Annotated in this window: 24 protein-coding genes and 2 pseudogenes; 14 read left to right on the top strand and 12 right to left on the bottom strand. The window is 68.4% G+C overall.

Translation table 11 applies throughout. The features are described 5' to 3' along the window. The first annotated feature begins 143 nt into the window (after positions 1-143). Positions 144-608, top strand: a complete 465-nt coding sequence (locus ACQP1K_RS26015) for a transposase (protein ID WP_433498313.1) — start codon at positions 144-146, stop codon at positions 606-608. Then, complete coding sequence (locus ACQP1K_RS26010; RefSeq protein ID WP_433498312.1) at positions 590-799, top strand: hypothetical protein; 210 nt, start codon at positions 590-592, stop codon at positions 797-799. Before ACQP1K_RS26015 ends, ACQP1K_RS26010 begins: the two co-directional genes overlap by 19 nt. 7 nt (positions 800-806) lie before the next feature. Here ACQP1K_RS26010 and ACQP1K_RS26005 read toward each other — a convergent pair whose 3' ends face one another. Then, positions 807-1,013: a hypothetical protein gene (locus ACQP1K_RS26005; protein WP_433498311.1), complete on the bottom strand. Its 207-nt coding sequence runs from the start codon at positions 1,011-1,013 to the stop codon at positions 807-809. A gap of 15 nt (positions 1,014-1,028) precedes the next feature. On the opposite strand from ACQP1K_RS26005, the gene ACQP1K_RS26000 reads away from it, so the two are divergent. Next, positions 1,029-1,205 (top strand): hypothetical protein, encoded by a 177-nt coding sequence (locus ACQP1K_RS26000; protein WP_433498310.1) that lies wholly within the window; start codon positions 1,029-1,031, stop codon positions 1,203-1,205. Positions 1,206-1,562: 357 nt separating this feature from the next. Continuing rightward, the gene (locus ACQP1K_RS25995) at positions 1,563-3,068 is read left to right on the top strand and encodes a DUF2079 domain-containing protein (protein ID WP_433498309.1); all 1,506 of its coding nucleotides are present in this window, start codon (positions 1,563-1,565) and stop codon (positions 3,066-3,068) included. Between the two features lie 69 nt (positions 3,069-3,137). On the opposite strand, the gene ACQP1K_RS25990 is transcribed toward ACQP1K_RS25995, so the two are convergent. From ACQP1K_RS25990 to ACQP1K_RS25965, 6 genes and pseudogenes are all read right to left on the bottom strand, one after another. After that, the gene (locus ACQP1K_RS25990; protein ID WP_433498308.1) at positions 3,138-3,794 is read right to left on the bottom strand and encodes a hypothetical protein; all 657 of its coding nucleotides are present in this window, start codon (positions 3,792-3,794) and stop codon (positions 3,138-3,140) included. Positions 3,795-3,928: 134 nt separating this feature from the next. After that, positions 3,929-4,519, bottom strand: a complete 591-nt coding sequence (locus ACQP1K_RS25985) for a TetR/AcrR family transcriptional regulator (RefSeq protein WP_433498307.1) — start codon at positions 4,517-4,519, stop codon at positions 3,929-3,931. A 24-nt stretch (positions 4,520-4,543) separates the two neighbouring features. After that, the gene (locus ACQP1K_RS25980) at positions 4,544-5,269 is read right to left on the bottom strand and encodes an ABC transporter ATP-binding protein (RefSeq protein ID WP_433498306.1); all 726 of its coding nucleotides are present in this window, start codon (positions 5,267-5,269) and stop codon (positions 4,544-4,546) included. Then, positions 5,266-6,408 carry an ABC transporter permease gene (locus ACQP1K_RS25975; RefSeq protein ID WP_433498305.1) on the bottom strand — a complete coding sequence of 381 codons (1,143 nt, stop codon included), beginning with the start codon at positions 6,406-6,408 and terminating at the stop codon, positions 5,266-5,268. Before ACQP1K_RS25975 ends, ACQP1K_RS25980 begins: the two co-directional genes overlap by 4 nt. 90 nt (positions 6,409-6,498) lie before the next feature. Then, positions 6,499-6,621, bottom strand: a complete 123-nt coding sequence (locus tag ACQP1K_RS25970; protein ID WP_433498304.1) for a hypothetical protein — start codon at positions 6,619-6,621, stop codon at positions 6,499-6,501. 166 nt (positions 6,622-6,787) lie between these two features. After that, positions 6,788-6,961: pseudogene (locus tag ACQP1K_RS25965) on the bottom strand (transcriptional regulator); the annotation flags it as partial. A gap of 434 nt (positions 6,962-7,395) precedes the next feature. Between ACQP1K_RS25965 and ACQP1K_RS25960 the strand changes: the two are divergent. The 4 genes and pseudogenes from ACQP1K_RS25960 to ACQP1K_RS25945 all read left to right on the top strand — a co-directional run bounded on the left by ACQP1K_RS25960 (position 7,396) and on the right by ACQP1K_RS25945 (position 10,332). Next, on the top strand, positions 7,396-8,739 hold the full coding sequence (locus ACQP1K_RS25960) for a hypothetical protein (RefSeq protein WP_433498303.1): 1,344 nt from the start codon (positions 7,396-7,398) through the stop codon (positions 8,737-8,739). Positions 8,740-8,905: 166 nt separating this feature from the next. After that, positions 8,906-9,415 carry a hypothetical protein gene (locus ACQP1K_RS25955; RefSeq protein WP_433498302.1) on the top strand — a complete coding sequence of 170 codons (510 nt, stop codon included), beginning with the start codon at positions 8,906-8,908 and terminating at the stop codon, positions 9,413-9,415. A gap of 120 nt (positions 9,416-9,535) precedes the next feature. Continuing rightward, positions 9,536-9,781 (top strand): annotated as a pseudogene (locus ACQP1K_RS25950) (pentapeptide repeat-containing protein); the annotation flags it as partial. Continuing rightward, entirely contained in the window at positions 9,775-10,332 is a 558-nt protein-coding gene (locus ACQP1K_RS25945) for a hypothetical protein (protein ID WP_433498301.1), read from the top strand. The pseudogene ACQP1K_RS25950 and the gene ACQP1K_RS25945, both read left to right, overlap by 7 nt. A gap of 76 nt (positions 10,333-10,408) precedes the next feature. Here ACQP1K_RS25945 and lpdA read toward each other — a convergent pair whose 3' ends face one another. Beyond that, complete coding sequence (gene lpdA, locus ACQP1K_RS25940; protein WP_433498300.1) at positions 10,409-11,809, bottom strand: dihydrolipoyl dehydrogenase; 1,401 nt, start codon at positions 11,807-11,809, stop codon at positions 10,409-10,411. Between the two features lie 255 nt (positions 11,810-12,064). Here lpdA and ACQP1K_RS25935 point away from each other — a divergent pair, with 255 nt between their 5' ends. The 3 genes from ACQP1K_RS25935 to ACQP1K_RS25925 all read left to right on the top strand — a co-directional run bounded on the left by ACQP1K_RS25935 (position 12,065) and on the right by ACQP1K_RS25925 (position 15,380). Then, the gene (locus ACQP1K_RS25935; RefSeq protein WP_433498299.1) at positions 12,065-13,273 is read left to right on the top strand and encodes a globin domain-containing protein; all 1,209 of its coding nucleotides are present in this window, start codon (positions 12,065-12,067) and stop codon (positions 13,271-13,273) included. An 87-nt stretch (positions 13,274-13,360) separates the two neighbouring features. Continuing rightward, positions 13,361-13,753, top strand: a complete 393-nt coding sequence (locus ACQP1K_RS25930; protein ID WP_433498298.1) for an SRPBCC family protein — start codon at positions 13,361-13,363, stop codon at positions 13,751-13,753. Between the two features lie 94 nt (positions 13,754-13,847). Next, positions 13,848-15,380: a sensor histidine kinase gene (locus ACQP1K_RS25925; protein WP_433498297.1), complete on the top strand. Its 1,533-nt coding sequence runs from the start codon at positions 13,848-13,850 to the stop codon at positions 15,378-15,380. 17 nt (positions 15,381-15,397) lie between these two features. Here the strand turns inward: ACQP1K_RS25925 and ACQP1K_RS25920 are convergent, their stop codons facing one another. Further along, a complete protein-coding gene (locus ACQP1K_RS25920; protein ID WP_433498296.1) occupies positions 15,398-15,631 on the bottom strand; it encodes a hypothetical protein in 234 nt (77 codons plus the stop codon). Positions 15,632-16,006: 375 nt separating this feature from the next. Between ACQP1K_RS25920 and ACQP1K_RS25915 the strand changes: the two genes are divergently transcribed. From ACQP1K_RS25915 to ACQP1K_RS25905, 3 genes are all read left to right on the top strand, one after another. Then, positions 16,007-16,387 carry a DUF2267 domain-containing protein gene (locus tag ACQP1K_RS25915; protein WP_433498295.1) on the top strand — a complete coding sequence of 127 codons (381 nt, stop codon included), beginning with the start codon at positions 16,007-16,009 and terminating at the stop codon, positions 16,385-16,387. Between the two features lie 131 nt (positions 16,388-16,518). Continuing rightward, positions 16,519-17,088, top strand: coding sequence for a COG4315 family predicted lipoprotein (locus ACQP1K_RS25910; RefSeq protein ID WP_433498294.1), 570 nt, complete (start codon positions 16,519-16,521; stop codon positions 17,086-17,088). Positions 17,089-17,217: 129 nt separating this feature from the next. After that, complete coding sequence (locus ACQP1K_RS25905) at positions 17,218-18,273, top strand: quinone-dependent dihydroorotate dehydrogenase (protein ID WP_433498293.1); 1,056 nt, start codon at positions 17,218-17,220, stop codon at positions 18,271-18,273. An 82-nt stretch (positions 18,274-18,355) separates the two neighbouring features. Here ACQP1K_RS25905 and ACQP1K_RS25900 read toward each other — a convergent pair whose 3' ends face one another. From ACQP1K_RS25900 to ACQP1K_RS25890, 3 genes are all read right to left on the bottom strand, one after another. Then, a complete protein-coding gene (locus ACQP1K_RS25900) occupies positions 18,356-20,002 on the bottom strand; it encodes a beta-N-acetylhexosaminidase (RefSeq protein ID WP_433498292.1) in 1,647 nt (548 codons plus the stop codon). A gap of 38 nt (positions 20,003-20,040) precedes the next feature. Continuing rightward, on the bottom strand, positions 20,041-20,952 hold the full coding sequence (locus ACQP1K_RS25895; protein WP_433498291.1) for an N-acetylmuramoyl-L-alanine amidase: 912 nt from the start codon (positions 20,950-20,952) through the stop codon (positions 20,041-20,043). A gap of 210 nt (positions 20,953-21,162) precedes the next feature. Continuing rightward, complete coding sequence (locus tag ACQP1K_RS25890; protein WP_433498290.1) at positions 21,163-21,459, bottom strand: hypothetical protein; 297 nt, start codon at positions 21,457-21,459, stop codon at positions 21,163-21,165. Positions 21,460-21,491 lie beyond the last annotated feature (32 nt).

Genomic DNA, 21,491 nt, shown 5'->3' with positions numbered 1-21,491 from the left:
CGATCAGGTACACCGGGCGGGTTTCCTCCAAGCTGTCGAGGTCTTGGGGAACGAGTCGAATCCCCTGACCTGCCAGCGCGGCTCGAATATCGACCATTGATTGTTTGCTGTTCCTCATCCGATGACCGGCCGCCGCCGCGGCCTTGACCACCGAGCAGATCGGTGACCTGCTGATCAAGGCTGGGCGTCAGCGTTCCGTCACCACCACCGCTCAGCGCCTGTATGCCCTGTTCCAGGCGTCGCAGATGCGCCAGCCGGCAGCGGTGGAATGGGCATTCGGCCGTCAAGCGCTGGCCCTGCTACGCCAGTTCAACGCCGCCATCGCCAGCTGTGAGGAGTTGGCCGCCGCGACGGTCGAGGCGTTCGAGCAGCACCCGGACGCGCAGATCATCGCGAGCTTCCCTGGCCTGGGCACCATGCTCGGCGCCCGCCTGCTGGGCGAACTCGGCGATGACCGTTCCCGGTTTCCCGACGCCCGTGCCCTGAAGTGCTACGCGGGCAGCGCCCCCGTGACCCGCGCCTCCGGCAAGAGCCACGCCGTCTTCAACCGCCGGGCCAAGAACCAGCGCCTGGCCTCCCTTGGCTACCAGTGGGCGTTTGCTTGCTGACCGCCTCACCCGGCGCGCTCGCCCACTACCGGCGCCGACGAGAACACGGCGACCGCCACGCCGCTGCGCAACGCAACCTGTTCAACCGCATGCTCGGCATTGTCCACCACTGCTTGACCACCGGCCAGACCTACGACGAAGCCACCGCCTTCCCCACTGCCCTCGGCCCCGATGAGCACGCCGCCGCCTGACCGCGGCCTACTGCTCCTCCAACGGGACGTCGCTCCAGCGGAACCACGCGTCCTGACCGCTGATGTGCGGGAGAAAGTCCGTCACGGGCCGGCCATCCGGAGCGATTAACTCCACCTGATCGCTGACGCGTGCGTACACCGCTTCCCAAGCGTCGTAATCAAGCTCGCCGTCTGCCTCGATCAGCGAGAGTTCCTCTACGAACAGCGGTTCCACCGCCGCGTACCCCGAGTGGCTACCGGTTGGTGCGACGGCACCGGCCCGCAGAAGTACCAGGTCGGCGTGAAGTGCGCCAACGGGACCTGGTACTGGAGTGCGGGCGCCAAGGCGTTCGGTGACCGGACCGGACTCAGCGCCTACTGCCCGACTGGGATGGCCTCCACGGCCCACACTATGCGCAGGTACTGATTTCCCTAAGGTTGGGTGCGCTGAATCCAACGGCGCACCCAACCTTTTCCCTGTGAGGATGAGTTCGGATGCTAAGCGCCTAACACTTGTGCTCTTTTGCTAGGAACGTTTCGGCTGCGATTCGTCCGATTTTTAAAGGTGATCGCAAGCGCACGCCAGGAAATAATGCGTTGACGTCATTGATGGCTGCCGAGCTATTTGAAAGGTGGCAGTGCAGCCATCGTGCCTATATGCCAGTAGTCCATCGGTAGCCGGGACTTGCAGGCCCCCTCATGGTTCAAGCTTGTCGTCACTGTCCCGGTCGAGGTTGCTGCCCTCATTGCTGACGGATGTCAACCCGACACCAGAAATTATGGCATGATCTGCCCCATGTTTTCGCGTCGATCTCCTGTTGATCTGCATCACGGCTATGCGGTGGGAACCATTACCGTAATAGCCTTCCTGGGCTACTCACTGTTCGGTCTAGTCAAGTTCTACACATATCGGACAGGAATCTATGATCTGGTCATCTTCGACCAGGGTGTACGAGGGTATGCGAACTTCGGCCCGCCCCTCTCGTTCACGAAGGGGAACTGGCAGGAACTCGGATCGGCATTCTCCCTGCTAGGAGATCACTTCTCGCCGATCCTCGCGTTGTTGGCCCCGCTATACTGGATCCATGACGGCCCAGAGACGCTCATCGTGGCGCAGGCCGCCCTTTTCGCCCTGGCAGTGGTGCCCTTATGGACCTACGTCAGGCGTGCGCTCGGCGCAAGAGCCGCATATCCGCTGACCATTGCCTATGCCCTGTCCTGGCCCATCGCTGAGGCGGTGAGCTTTCATTTCCATGAGTACGCCTTCGTACCGCTGATCACTGCAGTCCTGTTCGAAAGACTGCAGGCAGGGCGTCAATGGCAGGTGCTGCTGGCGGCAGTCGCTCTGCTCATGGTCAAGGAAGACCTTGCGGTCTTGGTCGCCGGTCTCGGGACTGGCCTTCTCTTCGTCCGCGGACGGCGCCGCGTGGGGACCGTGATGATGGTCGGAGGAGTGGGGTTTCTGTGGCTGACCAGTTATGTGATCATCCCGGCCATCGGCGGAGACTCTAGCCGTTACTGGTACTACAGCGGGTGGGGCGGGAATCCCATTGAGGCGATCACCCACATTGTGACTCGGCCTCAGGAGGTCCTTAGCGTGCTTTCTACGCCGGACACCAAATTGTGGACGGTCTTACTGCTCTTCGCGCCACTGCTTTTCCTCCCGTTGCTGTCACCGTACGTCCTGGCACCCGCCGCCTTGCTGGCCGAACGCATGCTCGCCACCGATCCCGGTGCCGCCGGTTGGTGGGGGACGCGTTACCACTACAACGCCGCGATCGTGATGGCTCTCTTCTGCGCCGCGGTCGACGGTGCGTTACGGCTCCGCCGGGCAGTGCAAGGGCAGGGACTTGAAAAGTTCGTCCCGTCCTGGACCATTGTCGCGACGGTTGCGGCGGTGGGCATGGTGCCGCTCTTCGCCTTCGGGAATCTGTTCATACCGAGCTGGTACAAGGCCGGTCCCCGATTCGCAGCGGCCAGTGAGGCTGTACGCCGGATTCCGGACGGTGTCCTCGTGGAAGCGGCCAACGCCCTGGGCCCCAACATCTCGGCCCGGACAAAGGTTGTGGCCTGGGCCGCGAAGACGGCCGAACGCCCCGCGCGTGCGCCGTGGATTCTCGCCGACCTCGAGGAGAGACAACCGCACTTCGATTCGATTCAGGACCAAGCCGCAGACGTGGAACGACTGCGACGACGCGGATACCGCGAAGTCTTCTCGCGAGACGGATATGTCGTTCTGTGTGATCCGTTATTGGTCCATCAGCGGGCACAGGACAGGTGTGCGTGGTGATCTGATCACGTAACATAATCCGCCCGTCCTTGGCTGGCGGTTCTCAGCGCTTGCCAGGATGAGCCGTTGCTACCGGAATTGCAGGATATCCGGGCTTGGTGCAATTACCCAGTTCCGGTTCGGATTGAATCCGGTCAAGGACCATGGCAGAAGGTTACCCAGTAGCGAATAGCTGAGCCACTCTGCCCCTTCGGCGGGTTGGAACCGGTCCGGCCAACCGGTCCCGCACACAAGCCATGCCGTGTCATCAAGTGCGAGATCAGCGAGCCGGGCGAACTTCTCCGAGCGGCGACCCGACAGGCTGACATGGTGAATCAGTGCGGGCGTCTCGCGGTTTCCTGCACCGTACCGGGCGAAGATGCCGATGCACAGCGATTGCTGCACGCCAGGGACAACCCTTGTGGGCACGTCGGGTTGATGTCCCTCGGGTGACAAATCGGTGATCCATCCTTCGTCGGCTGTCCGGCGCAGGTACTCGCGCATGTCGGCGAAGCCCGGGCCGGTTGTGTAGCCCGAAGTCGTGATGAACGCGACGATGCCCGCGGGTTGCTCTGGGTGGGCGTCGAATACCTTCCACGTAGCCCAGCGCCAGAAGTAGATGTAGAGGTTCGCAAGGTTGAACTCGTACTTGCCCATGCCAGGAGCCTTGAACGCATTCAGGGGTATGCCCTGGCCGGAGTTCTCCACACCCTGTTCGATCCAGCCGCCCAGACCTTCAGCGTGCACGCCTACACCGGGCCTATTCCCTGGTCAGCTAGCGATGGCTGCTGCCGTACTATCGAACACGAGACCGACTACTACGCTCAGAACCAGCCTGTCGTGGGAGTGCCGCCCCGTCTCAGTGGGGAGGAGAGGCACGCTCAGGATGTCGTCTTGCCCGAGGCGTGCACGAACGGCTCCAGCAGGGCCCGTGCCGACTCCCAGGTGGTCTGTAGGTCAGTGCCGGACTCGATCAGCCGGGACCCGGCGAACACGATGGCGTTGATCATCTCTGCAGTCTCGGGCACCGTGGGGACGCCGAGCTGGCGCAGCGCCTCGACGAGCGGCTCAAGGAGCTGCCGGTGCATGGCGTGGGTCTGCTCGGCGACGGCGTCGCCCGGCGCGACCTTCGCGAGGACGGTGGCCAGCGCGTGCTCGCCCTCGGTGATGAGCTCGAAGTTGGTCAGCACGTAGGCGAGCACGCGGTCGGCGGGGGTCGCGGCGGCGTCCATCGCGGCGGCGACCCGGGCCGACCAGCGGGGGAAGACGTCCTCCACCACCGCGATGAGCAGATCTTCCGGTGACCGGAAGTACTGGTAGAGGCTGGGCCGGGCCAGCCCGGCGCGCGCCGCGACCCGGGTCAGCGTCGGTGGCCGGCCGGTCTCCGCGAGGATCTCCCTCGCCGCGTCGAGCAGCGCTCGGTGCTGGGCGGCCCGATGCTCGGCGACGGTCGGCGCCTGAATGCGTGGCACCAGCCCTCCTCCACCATCGTCGGTCTACTCCGACAGTCTCCCATCCACCATCGACAGGACCCGGTCGCAGTGGCCGAGTACGTCGTGATCGTGGGTGACCATGATCGTCGCGACAGCGGACTCGTGCGTCTCGTGCGCGAGCAACTTGACGATGTCATCGCTGCGAGCGCGGTCGAGCGCGGCCGTCGGCTCGTCCACCAGCAGTACGGTCGGACGGGTGATGAGTGCGCGGGCGATGCCCACGCGCTGCCTCTCGCCGCCGGACAGCTGGTGAGGGCGGTGCCCGGCGCGGTGTCCCATGCCGACCCGGTCGAGCAGCTCTCGCGGATCGTGACCGTCACTCGCGCGTTTGCCCGCCACATCGAGCGCGAAGCGGAGTTGGTCGAGCGCGGTGAGGGCCGGGATGAGGTTGCCGGACTGGAAGACGAACCCGATCTTTTCACGGCGATGGCGCGCCTTCTCGCGGGCGCTCGCCCGGGAGATGTCGATGCCGTCGAGCAGGACCCGGCCGGTGTCGGGCGTGGTGAGCGCGCCGGCGACGGCGAGCAGGCTCGATTTGCCGGAGCCGGACGGCCCGACGATGGCGACGAACTCGCCGGGCGCCACGGCGAGGTCGACGTCATCGAGCGCGGTGACCGTGGCGTCGCCGTCGCCGAGGGCCAGGGTGACGCCCTCCACCAGCAGACCGCCACGTTCCTTGGCGCCGGCCCGGCGAGAGTCCGGGTGCGGGGATGTGGAGCTGGTGGTCATCTCTGCCCTCCCAGGGCTGCGAGCGGATCGACGCGGACGATGCGGCCCACGGCCGCCGCGGCGCCGGCGAGGCCGAGGCCGATGAGGAGCAGGGCGGCGAAGATGAGCGGGCCCATCTCCAGGGCGAAGGGGATGGGAGTGCCGGTGAGCAGCGTGCCGCCGCCCACCCCGGTCAGGAAGCCCACGGCGGTGGAGACGGCCAGGATGATGGTCGCCTGGATCATCGTGTCCCGCATGAGGTAACCGGTCGAGGCGCCCATGGCCCGGATGACGGCGAGTTCGTGCTTGCGCTGGATCGTCGCCACGGTGAAGAAGGTTCCGACGACGAGCGCGGAGATGGCGTACAGGAAGACCTGGATGAGCGTGAGCGTGGAGGTCTCGGCGGAGTATCCGGGGGAGGCGCTGAAGGACTCCTTGAGCGTCATGCTCGTGGTGCCCACCGCCGCGTCGCCGGCGGGCAGGTCGATCCGGCTTCCGTCCCGGGCGAGCAGGGCGATGGCCGTGGCCTCCTCATACGCCCCGTCACGCACCTCGTCGCCAGGCCCGGCGCCGGCGTGCATCTGTTGCCAGGTGCGCAAGGGCAGGTACGCCACGTCGACATGCCCGAAGGTGCGCTGGTCGCCCGTGGTGCCGACGACTTTGAGCCGGGTACCCAGGCGGTCGATGACGACGGTGTCACCGATGGCGACGCCCTCGTCCAGAACGGTCTGGCTGACCACGATCCCGTCTGGGGAGCCGAGCCCGGCACCGTCGGAGACGGCGGGCGCGAGGAAGGAGCCGGGGTCGACGCCGAACAGGGCCAGGTCGATCGGCACCTGGGTGCCGGCGGCGGTCGTGGCCTTGGCGTTGACCAGCATGTTGCCGAACGGCGCGGCGTCGCCGACGTCGTCGCGGCTCTTCCACGCCTCGGCCTTGCTCACGTCGACGGTGCTGCGGGAGAAGGCGGAGTCGGTCTTGGTGCCTTCGGCGAAGGCGAACGCGGTGACGGGCAGCCGCTGGAGCCCGGAGACGCCGTCGTTGACGAGTCCGGAGGAGAGCCCGGACAGCAGCACGACGAGGATCGCGATGAGTGCGACGACTCCACCCATCAGGCCGAAACGTGCGCGGGCGAAGACCAGCTCGCGCCAGGCCAGGAACATGGCACTCCTCCACGGGAGGGAATTCACGGGGATTGACGAGCGCCCAACTTGCCGACGCACCGTTGGCAAGATACCAAAACACGGGGTGGGTCAGCGTACGGGGTCTTCGCCGCCGTGCAGGAAGGCCGCGGTCGCGGCGTCGGCGGGATAGAAGGATTCGATGGCCGGCTCGGAGACCGTGATGTCGAGCGGCGTTCCGAAGGTCGCGACCATGCTTGAAGACCGACAGCTTTCGCCCGGCACGCGAGACCCGCAGCGGGACGAAGACGGTGCCGGGGCCCGGCTGGTCCACCTCGGGTTCCGGCTGGTCGCAGGGATAGTCGCGCAGTTCCGCGTACAGTTCGCCGAGCCGGGGGTCGTCCGTGACCGCGATCTGCCGCTTGATCCGGCCGAGCAGGTGCGCACGCCACTCGCCGAGGTTGACGATGTGCGGGGCGAGCCCCTCGGGGTGGAGGCCGGCCCGCAGCACGTTGGTCAGCAGGTCGGGATCGATGCCCTCGCTGAGCACTCCGATCCCGGCATTGGCGTCGATCAGGTCCCAATTCCGGTCCACGACCACGGCGGGGTAGGGGTCGTGGGCCGTCAGCAGCCGGCGGATCGCGCCGCACACCGCCCGAAAGGGAATCGGCGCGACAAAAAGCGGATTTTTGTCATTTCGCTGCCAGATTCCACTTCGAGGTTCATCCCATGGTCGGTGTCATCCGGATGTGGGATGTGAAAGGTTCTGGAACGGTGCAACTTGGGCGATCATGCGTATTTTGGGGGATCTGCTTACGCTTCGGGAAGATCCTTGCGATAATCGATCGTCGAGAGGCGGAGTTCGTCCACGAGTAGGTGGTCCCTGGGGGGTCCGCTCTCTTGTGCCGCTCTCCTGCCGGGTGCGCATCCCGGCTTCGCCGATGCGGCGGGGGTCGTCGTGTCAGCCCGGTTGACCATGAATCTTCGCTGCCCGGGGGAAAGGTGTCAGAGCCAAACAATCTGCGCGACATGACCCATGCCCGCTGGTCGAGAAGGGCGGTGCTGCTGGCCGGGGGGCTTCTGGTCACCGGCTGCAGTGACTCCCGCCGGCCCACCATCCAAAGCGAGGACTACGACTCCTACGGGTCCAACGAGAAGCACCTGTGGGAGATCCTCGAACGCCGCGCCAAGGCGCTGATGGAAAAGGACGAGAAGGGCTATCTGGCCGACCTGGACCAGGCCAACACGAAGCTGATCCAGCGCGAGAAGTTCATCTTCGACAATCTGCGCCAGTTCGATCTCGCGGAGATCCGCTTCATCACCGAGCGCGCCACGGAGCGGTCCGAGGGCGAAGGCGGGGACATCCAGTTCCGGCCGGTGATCCGGATCACCAAGCTCACCGCTGACGCCGGCCCCGGTGACGTCGCCCCGGCCGAGACGTTTCTCTACACCCTGCGTGAGAAGAGCGGCGGGTTCGTGGTGACGGAGATCGTTGGGGCGACTCGGAAGAACTACAAGAAGCTGCACCTGGACGGTCCGCTGGCCTACGCGCCGTGGAACACCGACAAACTGCACGTCGTGAAGGTGGGAGAAAAGGTCTGGCTGGTCGGAGATGAGAGCGTCACCGATCTGGACCGCTACGCCGCCGTCACGGAGAAGGAACTGCGCCTGGTCGAGGGGCTGTGGGGCGACCGCCTCAGCTATCCCGGTCACGTCCTCTTCTTCACCCGGGACCTGGCCAACGTCAAGCAGTGGTTCGATTTCGGCGCGGCCGAGAACTTCCTTCCGGACATCCTCGGCTTTCAGGCACGGGAGCTGGGCGTCCGGAAGAATGGCATGGTCTACGGCAACGAGTACGCCGCCTCCCGGATCGTGGTGAACCTGCGAGGTCATCAGGCGTTCGGCAGCGACCCCGCGCTCACGATCAGGCATGAGCTGACCCACGCGGTCACCGCACGCGCGACGCTGACCATCGGGGGAGACTACAACCCTCCGACCTGGGCGATCGAAGGGTTCGCCCGTTATACGGAGACCATCGGCAACGCCGCGTCGGTGGCCAGGATCAGGTCCGCCGTGGCCGCCGGAGTCCGAGCAGGCAGGTTCCGCGGGGCCACCCCCGCGACGAAGACGTTCTACGGCCGTGACATCGACTTCAACTACTGCCTGGGCTCGACGGTGTTCAGCCTGGCCGAGCGGCTCAAGGGGCGGGCCGCCGCGGTGGAGCTCTATGCCAGGATCATCGAGCACCCCGACTCCCTCGACATGCCCTTCATGCGGCTCCCGGTCTTCGACGGGATCAGCAGGGACGTCCTCGGGATGAGCAGTGCCTCCTTCCGGAGCCGTTGGAACAGCTTCGTCCGGAATGGAGCGTGAGATGTCGATGACGCCCCCCGGGCCGCCCATGGGGCAGCCGTCCGGGCCACCCTCTGGAAACCCGTCCGGGCCGCCGCCCGGTCGGCCGCCTTCGGCGGCGGGCCCCTCGATTCCGGGCACGGCATCCGATCCCGCGCCCGGCGGTGGCCGCCCCCGGCGCGGGCTCGTGGCTCTTCTGGTCGGCCTGGTGGTCTTCCTGGCCGCCGGCGGCGGCGCGTACGCGCTCGCGCGCGACTATCGCGGCGATCAGATGACGCAGGACTGCGGCAGGTCACATGGCTGCATTCCCGGGCTCAAGGTCGACACCCTGGTCGGGGCGTTGCAGGACCGGGGACACATGTGCGAGGACAAAAGCTCGTCGTGGCACTGCGACATGGTGATCGGCCGGGTGTATTTCGACCTCTGGTTGCAGACCTCCGGGGACTACGTCTATTCGATTTCCGTCAGGCTCCAGCGAATGGACGACAAGGCGCTGGCCGGCACCGGGCTCTCCTATCTGTCGTGGTTCGGCGCCCTGCCGTTCCGTGACGATCCCGTCTTGACGAAGGAGATCGAGGGCTGGATAGCCCAGCAAATCGAGAACAACAAGGACACCAAGGCCACCATCGGCGACTACGAGTACGTCTTACAACGCCCTGAGGCGGAAAGCGTCGAGTTCACCATTCAGGAGAAATGACGATGGCCGCGCGACCCGGACCTTACTCACCCGACGGCAGGTTCTGGTGGGACGGCACGGCCTGGCGGCCGGTGCAGCCGCCGCCTCCCGGCTCCGCCACCGGACGGCCTCAGCAACAGCAACCTCAGCAACAGCAACCTCAGCAACAGCAACCTCAGCAACAGCAACCTCAGCAACAGCAACCTCAGCAGCAACCTCGGCAACAGCAGCCACCCGGCCCGCCGTACCCGCCGCCTCCGCCGCAGTACGGACCTCCCGGGCAGCCCGGATTCCAGCGGCAGGGATTCCAGGCGCCGCCCGGATATCCCGTCCCGCCGGGTGGCGGCACACCCCGTCCGCCCAGGTCGAGGTCGGGGTTCGTGCTGACGACCATCGGTGTGGCGGTCGCGGCCCTGGTGCTGGGCGGCGTCATCGGCGGTGTCGTCGGACTGGCGACGACCCAGCCGAGGGGTGAGAACGTCGTGCCCGCTTTCGCGGAGAAGTTTCCCGACGCCGACGCGCAGTATCTGCCCGGCGTGACCCTCTCCATGATCGTCGATGACTGGATGAAGACCGCGAACAAGTGGAAGTGCACCAAGGACCCCAAGGTGGAGGACCTCTACAGCCGGGCCAAGGCGCAGATCAAGTGCGAGCCCCCGGACGACCGGGGCGATATGCACGTCGACATCGAGTACGACGCAGACGACAAGATCAAGCTGGTGGAGGCGACCTGCTGGCTCGGCCTCCACACCGAGGCGTGCGAGAGCCTCGCCGCCACGATGGCCGACGCGGTGCTGGCCGCCCAGCCCAAGCTGCGTAAGAAGGCGCAGAAGTGGGCGGAGCAGAACGCGGGCAGCGAGCGGGCGACGACCATCGGCGGCATCCGGTTCGAGGGCAACCTGAACCCGAACGGCATGCAGGCGATGCCCGCGGTCTGACGATAGCCGCCGCCGCAACCGCAGCCCGTTGAGATCGCCAGGTGAGATCCCGGTGGAATTCGGGTGAGCCCCTCGCTCACATATTGATCATGTGGCCCGCGAGACCGTGGACGGCCTCCTTGACCGCCTCGCTCAGCGTGGGGTGGGCGTGGACGTTGCGCGCCACCTCGTTGACGGTCAGATCCCACTGCTGCGCCAGGGTCAGCTCGGGCAGCAGCTCGGTGACGTCTGGGCCGATCAGATGGGCGCCGAGCAGCTCGCCGTGCTCGGCGTCGCTGAGGATCTTGACGAACCCCGTTGTGTCGCCCAGACCGTGGGCCTTGCCGTTCGCGCTGAACGGGAATTTGGCGACCTTGACGTCGAAGCCGCGTTCGCGCGCCTGCGCCTCGGTGTATCCGAAGCTCGCGATCTGCGGCCGGCAGAAGGTCGCCCGAGGAATCATGACGTAGTCGAGCTCCATCGTCTCGGCGTCTGCGATCGTCTCAGCGGCGACGATGCCCATGGCCTCGGCCGCGTGGGCGAGCATGAGCTTGGCCGTCACGTCCCCGATCGCGAAGATGTGCGGCACGTTCGTACGGCACCGCGCGTCGACGTCGATGGCGCCCCGGTCGGTGAGCCGTACGCCGGTCCGGTCGAGGCCGTACCCCTCCACCCGCGGCTGGAACCCGATGGCCTGCATGACCTTGTCCGCCTCCAGAACCGAGGTGGCGCCGTCACGTGACACCGTCACCCGCACCTTTTCCCCCGAGTCGTCGATGGACTCGACCCGGGTTGACGTCAGCACTTCGATGCCGAGCCGCTTGTAGCGCCGCGCCAACTCGGCCGACACCTCCGCGTCCTCGAGCGGTACCACACGGTCGAGGAACTCCACGATCGTCACCTTGACGCCGTAGCTGTTCAGCACGTACGCGAACTCGACCCCGATGGCGCCGGCTCCGGCGATGACGATGCTCTCCGGCAGCTTCTCGGCGAGGATCTGCTCCTCGTACGTCACGACCCGCTCGGTCACCGAGGTGCCGGGCAGGAGGCGGGTCGTCGCACCGGCCGCGATGATGCAGTGGTCGAAGGTGACGGTGCGTTCGCCCCCGCCGGAGTCCGCCACCCGCAGGGTGTGCGGATCGGTGAAGACGCCGAGGCCCTGATACTCGGTGATCCCGTTCTTCTTCATCAGGTAGTGCACGCCCTTGACGCGCCCGTCCGCGACCTTGCGACTACGCCGGAACGCCTCGCCGTAGTCGAAGGTCAGGCTGCCCTCGACGCCGATGCCGAACATCTTGGCGTCGTGGGTGAGCAGATGGACGAGCTCGGCGTTGTGCAGCAGCGCCTTCGAGGGGATGCAGCCCACGTTGAGGCAGACCCCGCCCCAGTAGCGCTCTTCGACGATCGCCGTGCTGAGCCCGAGCTGGGCGGCCCGGATGGCCGCGACGTAACCGCCGGGGCCCGCGCCGAGGACAACGAGATCGTAGTGATCGCTCATATATCGGACCCTACGTGGACCGGCCTCGGCCCTCCACATCCGGGAGGCGGCGACCGCTCCGATGCCCACGGATGGCGGGGCATGGTACCAAGCCACCCCCTCGCCCTGGTTAAACCGCCCAAAAACGAGACCAAAGCGTCGCCTTGTTAGTTTTCATAACTGCGGCGGTCGAGCCATGGCGAACCCTCCACGCCGTACGGGATCCCACGTCTGATCAAAGCAAGGGAAGATCACCTACTAGCCTTCGGAGGACGGATGCTCTCCCCGGACTCGGCCGCGGTCGTCCGCGCGACCCTGCCGGTCGTCGGCGACGCCATCGAGCAGATCACCGCCACCTTCTACGACGACATGTTCGCCGACAATCCTGAGCTGCTGCGCGACCTGTTCAACCGGGGCAACCAGGCCAACGGCGAGCAGCGCAGGGCCCTGGCAGGCTCGATCGTCGCCTTCGCCGCGATGCTGGTGAACAACCCCGGCGAGCGGCCCGACGTCATGCTCGCCAGGATCGCGCACAAGCACGTCTCGCTGGGCGTCACCCCCGAGCAGTACAACATCGTCCACAAATATCTGTTCGGCGCCATCGGCGAGGTGCTCGGCGAGGCCGTCACCCCTGACGTCACCGCCGGCTGGGACGAGGTCTACTGGCTCATGGCCGAGGCGCTGATCAACCTGGAGACCCGCCTCTACCGCGAGACGCGCCGCGGGATCGGACGGGTCTGGCTGCGGGCGCGGGTGCTCGAACGGCAGCGCGAGACGCGCGACGTGATCTCCCTCACGTTGCGGCCCGAGTCTCCGCTGTCCTTCCGGCCGGGGCAGTACGTCAGCGTCGCCGTCCCCCTGCCGGACGGAGCCCGGCAGATCCGCCAGTACAGCCTGTCGTCCGCCCCCGGCCGGGACGACTGGCGCATCACGGTCAAGCGGGTGTACGGCGACGCCGGGCCGGACGGCGAGGTGTCCAACCGGCTGCACACCGATGTCGAGGTCGGCGACGAGCTGGTGGTCTCGGCCCCCTTCGGTGAGATGACCCTCGCCGACGGCGACGAGCCGCTGCTGCTGGCCTCGGCGGGCATCGGCGTCACCCCGATGCTCTCGATGGTCGGCCACCTCGCCGCCGTCGGGTCCACCCGCCAGGTGATCGTCGCCCATGCCGACCGCGGCGCGGCCGACCACGCGCACCGCGACGAGCTCATCCGTCTGGTCGGGACGCTGCCCGGGGCCGTACTGCATCTCTGGTACGAGCGGGTGGACGCCGTCCCCGGCGGCGTTCCCGCCGGTCCCGAGCCCCGGGCTGGCCTGATGGACCTCACCGGCGTCGACCTGCCGGAAGGCGTGGTCGCCTACCTGTGCGGGCCGCTGCCGTTCATGCGGAGCGTGCGCACCGGCCTGATCACGCGCGGCGTGCCCGCGTCGCGGATCAACTATGAGGTGTTCGGTCCCGACCTCTGGCTGGCCGAAGCCGACTGATCCGGCCGGTCCGCGTTTCCTGCCACCGGCGTTTCCCCGGGCGAGCCCGGGTAGGGCGTGAGGCTGAGAAGGAACGAGGGAGGAGAAATGAGCGAGTTCGAACGCTCCCGCAGGATCGCGGCCCCGGCCGAGCAGGTTTTCGAGAGCGCGTGCGACATCGACGAGCTCGGCGACTGGCTGCCGCGCGACCTGCATGTACGGCCCGAGGAGCCGCCCGCCGTGATGGTCCACGAGGACGCCGGCGGACGGGACGAGCGTGCGCTGCTGCGGACCGAGCGTGACCGGCTCCGCATGGAGTGGGGCACCCGGGACGACGACCGGTACGCCGGGTGGCTCCAGGTGGCCGGGATCGACGATGCCAGCAGCGACGTGACGGTCCATCTGTCCTTCTTGGACGAGGAGCTCGCCCCCTCGGCGGATTTCGTCGACGGCGCCCTCGACGAGAGCCTCGAAAGGCTGGCCCACCGGGTGAACGGCTGAATCTCAGCCGTTCTAAGGCCGGAGCGGTAAAGAGTCGGCACACGTTTGCGCAGGTGAGGGGCACCCTGTCAGGTATGGGGTAATCGCACTTAATATGTGGGGTTTGCGCGTGAGCTCGTGCGTACGATCACTGTATGCCTGGTTTACCCTCCTCTGCCTGTTTCTGGCGGCCCCGGTGCTACTGCCGGGAGGCCTGCTGACGGCGAAGATCACCCGGGATAGGGACGCGGCGTCGTGGTGGGGATCCGGTCGCGAGGCCATCCCCGCCGCGGCGCGGCGCGTACGGACGGGCCGGTCCGACGGTACGGCGGCGGAGACGGGAGCGGTGGCGGCCCGAGGCCCGAACGTCGAGCCGCCACAGGCCGCCGGACCGGCCGGTCGTCTCACCGGCCGGTCCGGCGACCTGTGGCGGACCAGATCGGGAGGTGAGACGACCGGCACGCCGAGCGCGGCCCAGAGTCTGGCCCCGCTGGGCGTGGTGGGCGGTCAGGCCGGTGAGGAGCAGCTCTGGCTGACCCGGGCCTGCCCGGATCCCGACGAGGGCTGCCTGCTCCCCGCGATGGCGCGGGTGTGGCCGGAGCCGGTCCCGCCGGTCGGCAATCTGGTGCGACGCGTCGCCGGAGCCGCCGTCGGCATGCTCGACATCCTTCTCGTGCTGCAGGCGGTCGTGCTCGTGACGCTGTCCATCTGGGCGGTCCGCACAATGGTGGGGCGCACACTGCGTCCGATACGCGAGATCTGCGCCGCCCTGGAGCGGATCAACCACTGCGGCGAGGGTCGCATCGAGGAGCCGCGAGGACGGGACGACATCGCCAGACTCGCCGGATGCATCAACGCCACGCTGGATCAGATCCGGCAGATGCGGAAGTTCACCTCCGATGTCTCCCACGAGTTGCGCACGCCTCTCACCGCCCTGCGCCTCCAGGTCGAGGAGCTGCAGCTCAGCCGGGAGCGGGTCGACCTCGACGAGCTGCTGCGCCAGGAGCTGCGTGACATCGAGCGGTTGGAGGGGATCATCAGCGACCTGCTGCTGCTCGCCCGGCTGAAAGAGGGGCCTGGGGCCGTACGGCACGCCCCGGTGGATCTCGGAGAACTGACCCGGGAGGAGGTCGGCCTGCGAGCCGGCCGGATCCCGGTCCAGCTGGACGTCCAGAGCGACGTATGGGTGCTGGGCGTGCGGACCCAGCTCCAGCGGGTGCTGCGCAACCTGCTCGACAACGCTCAGCGGCACGCCATCAGCACCATCAGGGTCGTGGTCGGCAGCAATGGATGGTCGGCTGAGCTGGCCGTGGCCGACGACGGTCACGGGGTGTCGGTAGAGGACAGGGAACGCATCTTCGAGCGCTTCACCCGGCTGGAGGAATCCCGCAGGCTCGACCCCGGCGGCACGGGGCTCGGCCTGGCCATCTCCCGCGAGATCGTCAAGGCGCACGAGGGCACCCTGCACGTGGAGGATTCCTGGAACGGCGGGGCCTGCTTCCTGCTCGGGCTCCCGCTGCTGAGCGTGCGCAGGAGAGAGCTGCATCCGACGGCTCCGGTGGAGCGGGTGGTGCACGGCGCACCCGGCGAGCCCGAAGCACCGGTGCACATCCGGTGGATCGATCTGACCGACGGGCGGAGGGAATGACCCGCCTTCCGGGCGGCTCAGCTCCGCTGGAGATCTCCCGGCCGGTCCCGCCGCGGCGGTGTTGAGGCCACGTCAGCGGAGTCCGCACCGGGGTCGTCGGCAGGCTCGGCGGTCGGCTCGTCGATCGGTTCGGCTGCCGGGAGCGGGGGCATGTGGGCGGAGGCCCGGGGGCCGGCCAGGCGGAGGACCTGCCGGATCCACGCCTCGAGACCCGAGGGATCGGGCGGGGTGAGCGGCGTACGCTCGGCCATCCGGATGCTCCTTGTCTCTCGCACGATCTGCACGATCTGGATGCTCTGGCGGATGGGGGGCGTTCCGCGCCGAAGGACGACGCCCGGCTGCACCCGCCCGGCGGCGTTCGAGGGCCAGCATCGCATCAGCCGCGAGGTCGTGGCGGGCAGGAGCCACCGATCGCGGTCACGTGTCGGCGTCCGGGCCGAACTCGTGTCAGCGGCCGGATCGGCCGAACTCGACCGGGCCGAACTCGTGTCGATCGCCGGCCTGGCTGGACTCGCCCGGACCGATTTCGTGCCGGCCGGTGCCCACTCCGCCGTACGGCCCCGCGCCGTGCGGGCAATTTCCCCAAAACTGCTCATTTATCCGCTTTTATGGGGAATGGAGCCGAAGTGGAGTACAAAGAGTTCATCCGGACGGTGGAGGAGCGTTCTGGGCTGTCGCGTGAGGAATCCGCTGACCTCGCCCGCGCGACGGTCGAGACGCTGGGGGACCGGCTCAGCGCGGGGGAGGCCCGCTGCCTGGCGGCCGAACTACCGGCGCCGCTGCGGGAGTCGCTGCACGTAGGCGGAAGGATCGAGCGGTTCGGCCTGCGTGATCTGGTGCGCCGGGTGAGCCGCCGCACGGGGTTGACGGTGGAGGAGACACGCGGCGGAGTGCGGGCCGTCCTGATGACGCTGCGCGAGGCGGTGGGCGGCGACGCGTTCGGTCATGCGATGGCACAGCTCCCCGCAGAATTCGAGCAGGCCGCGTCCGAGCAGGCGTCCACCTGACGCGGGTACGGATCACGCGACTTTCATTAGACGGTAAAGGGATGTCCCAGATCTTCGTGTCTTGGCGGCACGCCCCATGCCGCCGCGTGTCTCCTTGGACCCGTGCTCAGAAACTTCCCTGGAGGCCGAAGATGAGGAAACTGCTGTACGCCGGCATGATCATGATTGGCTTGCTGGCGTCAGGATGTGGCAGCGCCGAGGAGCCCAACGCGGCCAAGCCCGCCGCCGCCGATGAGCACCTCACCGAGCCGAGCGAGACGCCGTACGAGTCCGGATCGGCGACGCCCGAGCCCGGCACCCCCGCCTCGCCGACCTCTTCCGTCATGGCGACCCCGACGGGCCCGGCGAAGGTCGACGTCGCCCAGACCAGCCTCGGCACGATTCTGGTCGGGACGGAAGGGCGCACCCTCTACCTGTTCACGGAGGACAAGAAGGACAAGTCGACCTGCTCGGCGGCCTGTGCCGCCGCCTGGCCGCCCGCGCTCACGCTCGGGACGCCTCAGGCGGGAACCGGCGTCAACGCGAGCATGCTCGGCACGCTCAAGCGCGAGGACGGCGCCACCCAGATCACCTACAACAAGCACCCGCTGTACTACTACGCCAAGGACCAGAAGGCCGGCGACACGGCCGGGCAGGACGTCAAGGACTTCAGCGGCGAGTGGTACGCGGTGACCCCGGAGGGCAAGAAGGCGAAGCACTGACGGCGCCGCACCGGAATCGACCCGCCTCGGCCGCCCCGGCCCCGCCGCGGACGTGAGGGAGCACCGCTCTCCCACACCACGGTCCGGGACCGGGGCGGCCGCATGCGCGCGGGCGATAGGCTTGCCGCGATGTATCGACTCGTCTTCACGCAGGTCCTGAGCCGGTTCGACGCGGAGGCCGTGCACCACCTCACGATCAGGCTGCTCCGCCTGCTCTCGGTGCTTCCCGTGGCCAAGCGGTTGCTGTACGGATGGCTCGCGCCACGCGACGAGGCGCTGCGCGTACGGGCGTTCGGCGTGCACTTCCCATCGCCCTTCGGACTCGCCGCCGGCTTCGACAAGGACGCCGGGTGCTTCGAGGCGCTGGCGTCCTTCGGCTTCGGCCATGTCGAGGTCGGCACGATCACGGCGCGGCCCCAGCCCGGCAACCCACGCCCCCGGCTGTTCCGTCTCCCGGAGAGCCGGGCGATCATCAACCGGATGGGCTTCAACAACGCGGGGGCCCGGGCGGCGGCCAGGCGGCTGCGCAGGACCAGGGGTGTTCCGGTCGTCGTCGGCGTGAACATCGGCAAGACCAAGGTGGTGCCCGAGAGCGAGGCGGTGGCCGACTACGTGTCGAGCGCCCGGCTGCTCGCTCCGTTCGCCGACTACCTCGTGGTGAACGTGAGCTCGCCCAACACTCCGGGGCTGCGCGACCTGCAGGCGGTGGAGCTGCTGCGGCCGCTGCTGACGGCCGTACGGGAGGCGGCCGGCCGGACGCCGCTGCTCGTGAAGATCGCCCCTGACCTCGCGGACGAGGACGTCGACGCGGTCGCCGGACTCGCCGTCGATCTGGGACTGGCCGGGATCATCGCCACGAACACCACGATCAGCCGCGCCGGGGTGTCCAGCACCGAGGCCGGGGGCCTGTCGGGCCGGCCGCTGAAGGCCAGGTCGCTGGAGGTGCTGCGCAGACTGCACCAGAAGGCGGGCGACCGCCTCACCATCGTCTCCGTCGGCGGGGTGGAGAACGCGGACGACGTGTGGGAGCGGCTGCGCGCGGGTGCCACGCTCGTGCAGGGGTACACCGGCATGATCTACGAAGGACCACTGTGGGCGTGGCGCATCCACCGGGAGCTGTCCCGCCGTCTGCGTCGGCACGGCCACACCTCGATCGGCCAGGTCACCCCCACCCCCCACCCGTGATCAGGCGTTCTCCCGCAGGTCAGGTCCCCGATCCGGGGAAACACCACCTGTGATCTCGAACACCCTTCGTGATCTCGCGGTGTCACAGGCTGGGACGGGTGGAGTCCGCCGACCGGGTCAGGTCGTACAGGTGCCGCATCACCTCGTGCACGTCGATGACACCGGGCCGGTGCCGCCGCCACCCGGTGCCGCCCCGCTGCCACGGCCGCGGTCCCGTCGGCGGGCGGTACTCCACCCCGAAGGCGTCCAGCCGGGCGAGATGGGCGTCAAGACGGCCGGCGAAGCGGTCCGCGGCGGGCGTCCCGGTCCAGGCGATCTCGGCCGCCGCGCAGCCACGCGGCCAGGCCCGGTAGTCGAGCGTCCGCCCGTCGGGAATGCGCTCGCTCCAGAGCTGGAACTGCATGCCGATCACCCTGGCACGCTCCGCGTCCGACCACTCGGCGGGCACCGGCGCGAAGGCCGCCACGTCGGCCAGCGTGATCGTCTCACCGATGCCCAGGGGCTCCTCCGGCGAGGCCGCCTCCACGTAGTCGAAGTACAGGGGGAACACCGGCGTCGCGACGACCTCGTGGCCGGCCGCCGCCGCTCGCCGTCCCACCTCGGGGCCGCGCCACGGCATGACCACCGTGTCCTGCCTGAGCATCCCGCTGACGAACGCCTCATCCCACACGACCGCCCGGCATCCGCGCACGGCGAGCACGTCGGCCAGCCGGCGCAGGAACCAGGCGTGCAGATCGGCGGGGGCGGCCAGACCCAGCTCCGTCTGGTACGCGGAGATCTCGGCCGAGGCCGCCCAGGCGTCCAGCACGCACTCGTCGCCCCCGATGTGGAAGTACGGCACGGCCCCCAGCGCGCCGATCACCTCGTCGAAGACGGCGGTGAGGAAGTCGACCGTGGCCGGCAGCGGGGAGAGGATCGCCGGTGAGATGCCCCACCGGTCCAGCACCCGATGGCGCTCCTCCGGCCGTGCCCCGAACCGCGGGTAGGCCGCCAGGATCGCCGAGGCATGCCCCGGCACGTCGATCTCCGGCACGACGGTGACCGCCCGGGCCGCCGCGTAGGCGGAGATCTCCGCCAGGTCAGCCAGCGTGTAGTACCCGCCGTGCGGCACGCCGTCGAAGGCCGGCTCCTCCCGGTAGTGGCTGGTGGTCGTCCGATCCCGGTGCGAGCCCACCTCGTGGAGCAGCGGATAGGCCCGGCTCTCCACCCGCCACCCCTGGTCGTCCACGAGGTGCAGGTGGAGCCGGTTGAGCTTGTGCAGGGCCAGCAGGTCGATCATCCGCAGCACCTCCCGCTTGGGCAGGAAGTTGCGTGCGACGTCGAGGTGGGCGCCACGCCAGGAGAGCGCGGGCGCGTCCGCGATCCGTCCGCGTGGCATGGTCCAGGTCGTGCCGGGAACGGCGGCAGCCCGGTATGCCTCGGCGGGCAGCAGCTGCCGCAGCGTCTGCCCGGCGTAGAAGGCGCCGGCCCGGTCGGCTGCGACGATCCGCACCGCTTCGGCGGTGATCTCGATCTCGTACGCCTCGGGGCCGAGTGCGGCGTCCTCGATCACGCTTACCGCCGCGACGGCGTCCGCGCCCGCGGCATCCGGGCGGAGGTCGAGCACGGCGAGCGAGAGCCGTACGGCATCCACGAGGGCGGCCGGCCCGCGGACCGCGGAGCCGGGAGTGAGCTCGAAGACACCGGGCTCACGCTCGGCCACGCAGGGCCGCGGAAGGAGGCGATCCATGCCCTAGATCATGCCAAACATCCGGTCGTCCGGTCGGATCAGTGCAGCAGATAGTCCCGGAGGCCACGGGCCAGGGAGTCGGCGATGCGCTGCCGGAACCGCCCGTCCTTGAAGTCGGCCGCGTCCCGCGCGTTCCGCATGTTCCCGCACTCGAGGAAGATCTTCGGCACCTTCGAGAGGTTGAGCCCGCCGAGGTCGCTGCGGGCGACGAGCGCGTTCCTGCCCAGATAGTTCGAGTACGGCAGGCCGGTGCCGCGGCGGAAGGCGTCTCTGATCGTACGGCCCAGCCGTACGGAGTCGCCGACGACGGGGTCGACCGGGCCGTTGATCTTCTTGGGGACGATGATGTGGAAACCCCGGCCGCTCGGCGGCGCGCCGTCGGCGTGGACCGAGATCGCCGCGTCCGCCCCGGCCCGGTTCCCGATCGCCGCCCGCTCGGTGATGCACGGGCCCCAACTCGTGTTGTCGGCGCGGGTGAGCTTGACCACGGCGCCCATTTTCCTCAGCCGCTTCGCGAGCCGCTTGGAGACGTCCCAGGTGAACGCCGCCTCGGTGTAGCCGTCGTCGGTCGACGTGCCGGTGGTGTCACAGGCCTTCAGCTTGGTGAGGACGTCGACCTGCCTGTTGATCTCCCGGGAATGCCGCCAGTTGCCGCCGTTGTGGCCGGGATCGATGACGACGACCTTCCCGGCCAGCGGCTTCGCCTGGGACGCGTTCCGCGTGGCGCCGTCCGCCCCGGCCCGGCCATCGGCGGGTGCCGTCGCCTCGGAATCGGCCTGCGGTGTCGTCCGGGCATCGGCCTGCGGCGTGTTTGCCGTACGAGTGGGGGCACGGCCCCCGGCGTCGAGGTCTTCGGGACCACCCCCGGCCTCTGGAGAGGCGCCGCAGGCGACCAGGGTGCCGAGCCCCCACAGGCCGAGAACCGCGGCGGCGAGTGGTCGACTGGTCACGCTCGAATCCCTTCGCGAGGCTCCGGTCGTGTCCGACGAACCATGTACTGCCAGGAGTCGCCGACGGGCTCAGCCCATCAGCCCCTCCTCAGCCCGGCGAGTGCGTCCGACGCTCGCAGCGGGCGGCATCTGTCAGACACTCCCCTGTGAAACCAACCTACGCGCAAAGCACACATGACCATGCCATCGCACCTCGAAAGCACGGGACGGCTAGGCTCCCGGCACCGCGGAGAGCCCGGCCGCGTGCGGGGCTCGCGCGGATGAGGCGGTGTCCTGTCCATGCAGGAGGGCGGCCAGCTCGCGGGCGTCCGCCGCGTCGAGCCCCAGCACCACCCGGGGGCGCCCCCACGGGTGCTCGATCGAATGGGCGACGTAGCTCGCCACGGAGTCGGCGATGCCTTCGTCGCCGCTGATGGCCAGCCCGCGGGCCTCCCGCCAGTGCACCCAGGCCCGTTCCAGCTCATCGGCCGCCCGCTGTGCGCAGGAGACCAGCTCCGGATCACGCATGAAACCCCCCGATTCTCGCGAAACGCGGTCGC

Source organism: Sphaerimonospora sp. CA-214678 (genome assembly GCF_050942215.1).
Lineage (GTDB): Bacteria > Actinomycetota > Actinomycetes > Streptosporangiales > Streptosporangiaceae > Sphaerimonospora.
The sequence above is the reverse complement of the archived record's forward strand: the minus strand, read 5'-3'. Positions and strand labels throughout refer to the sequence as shown.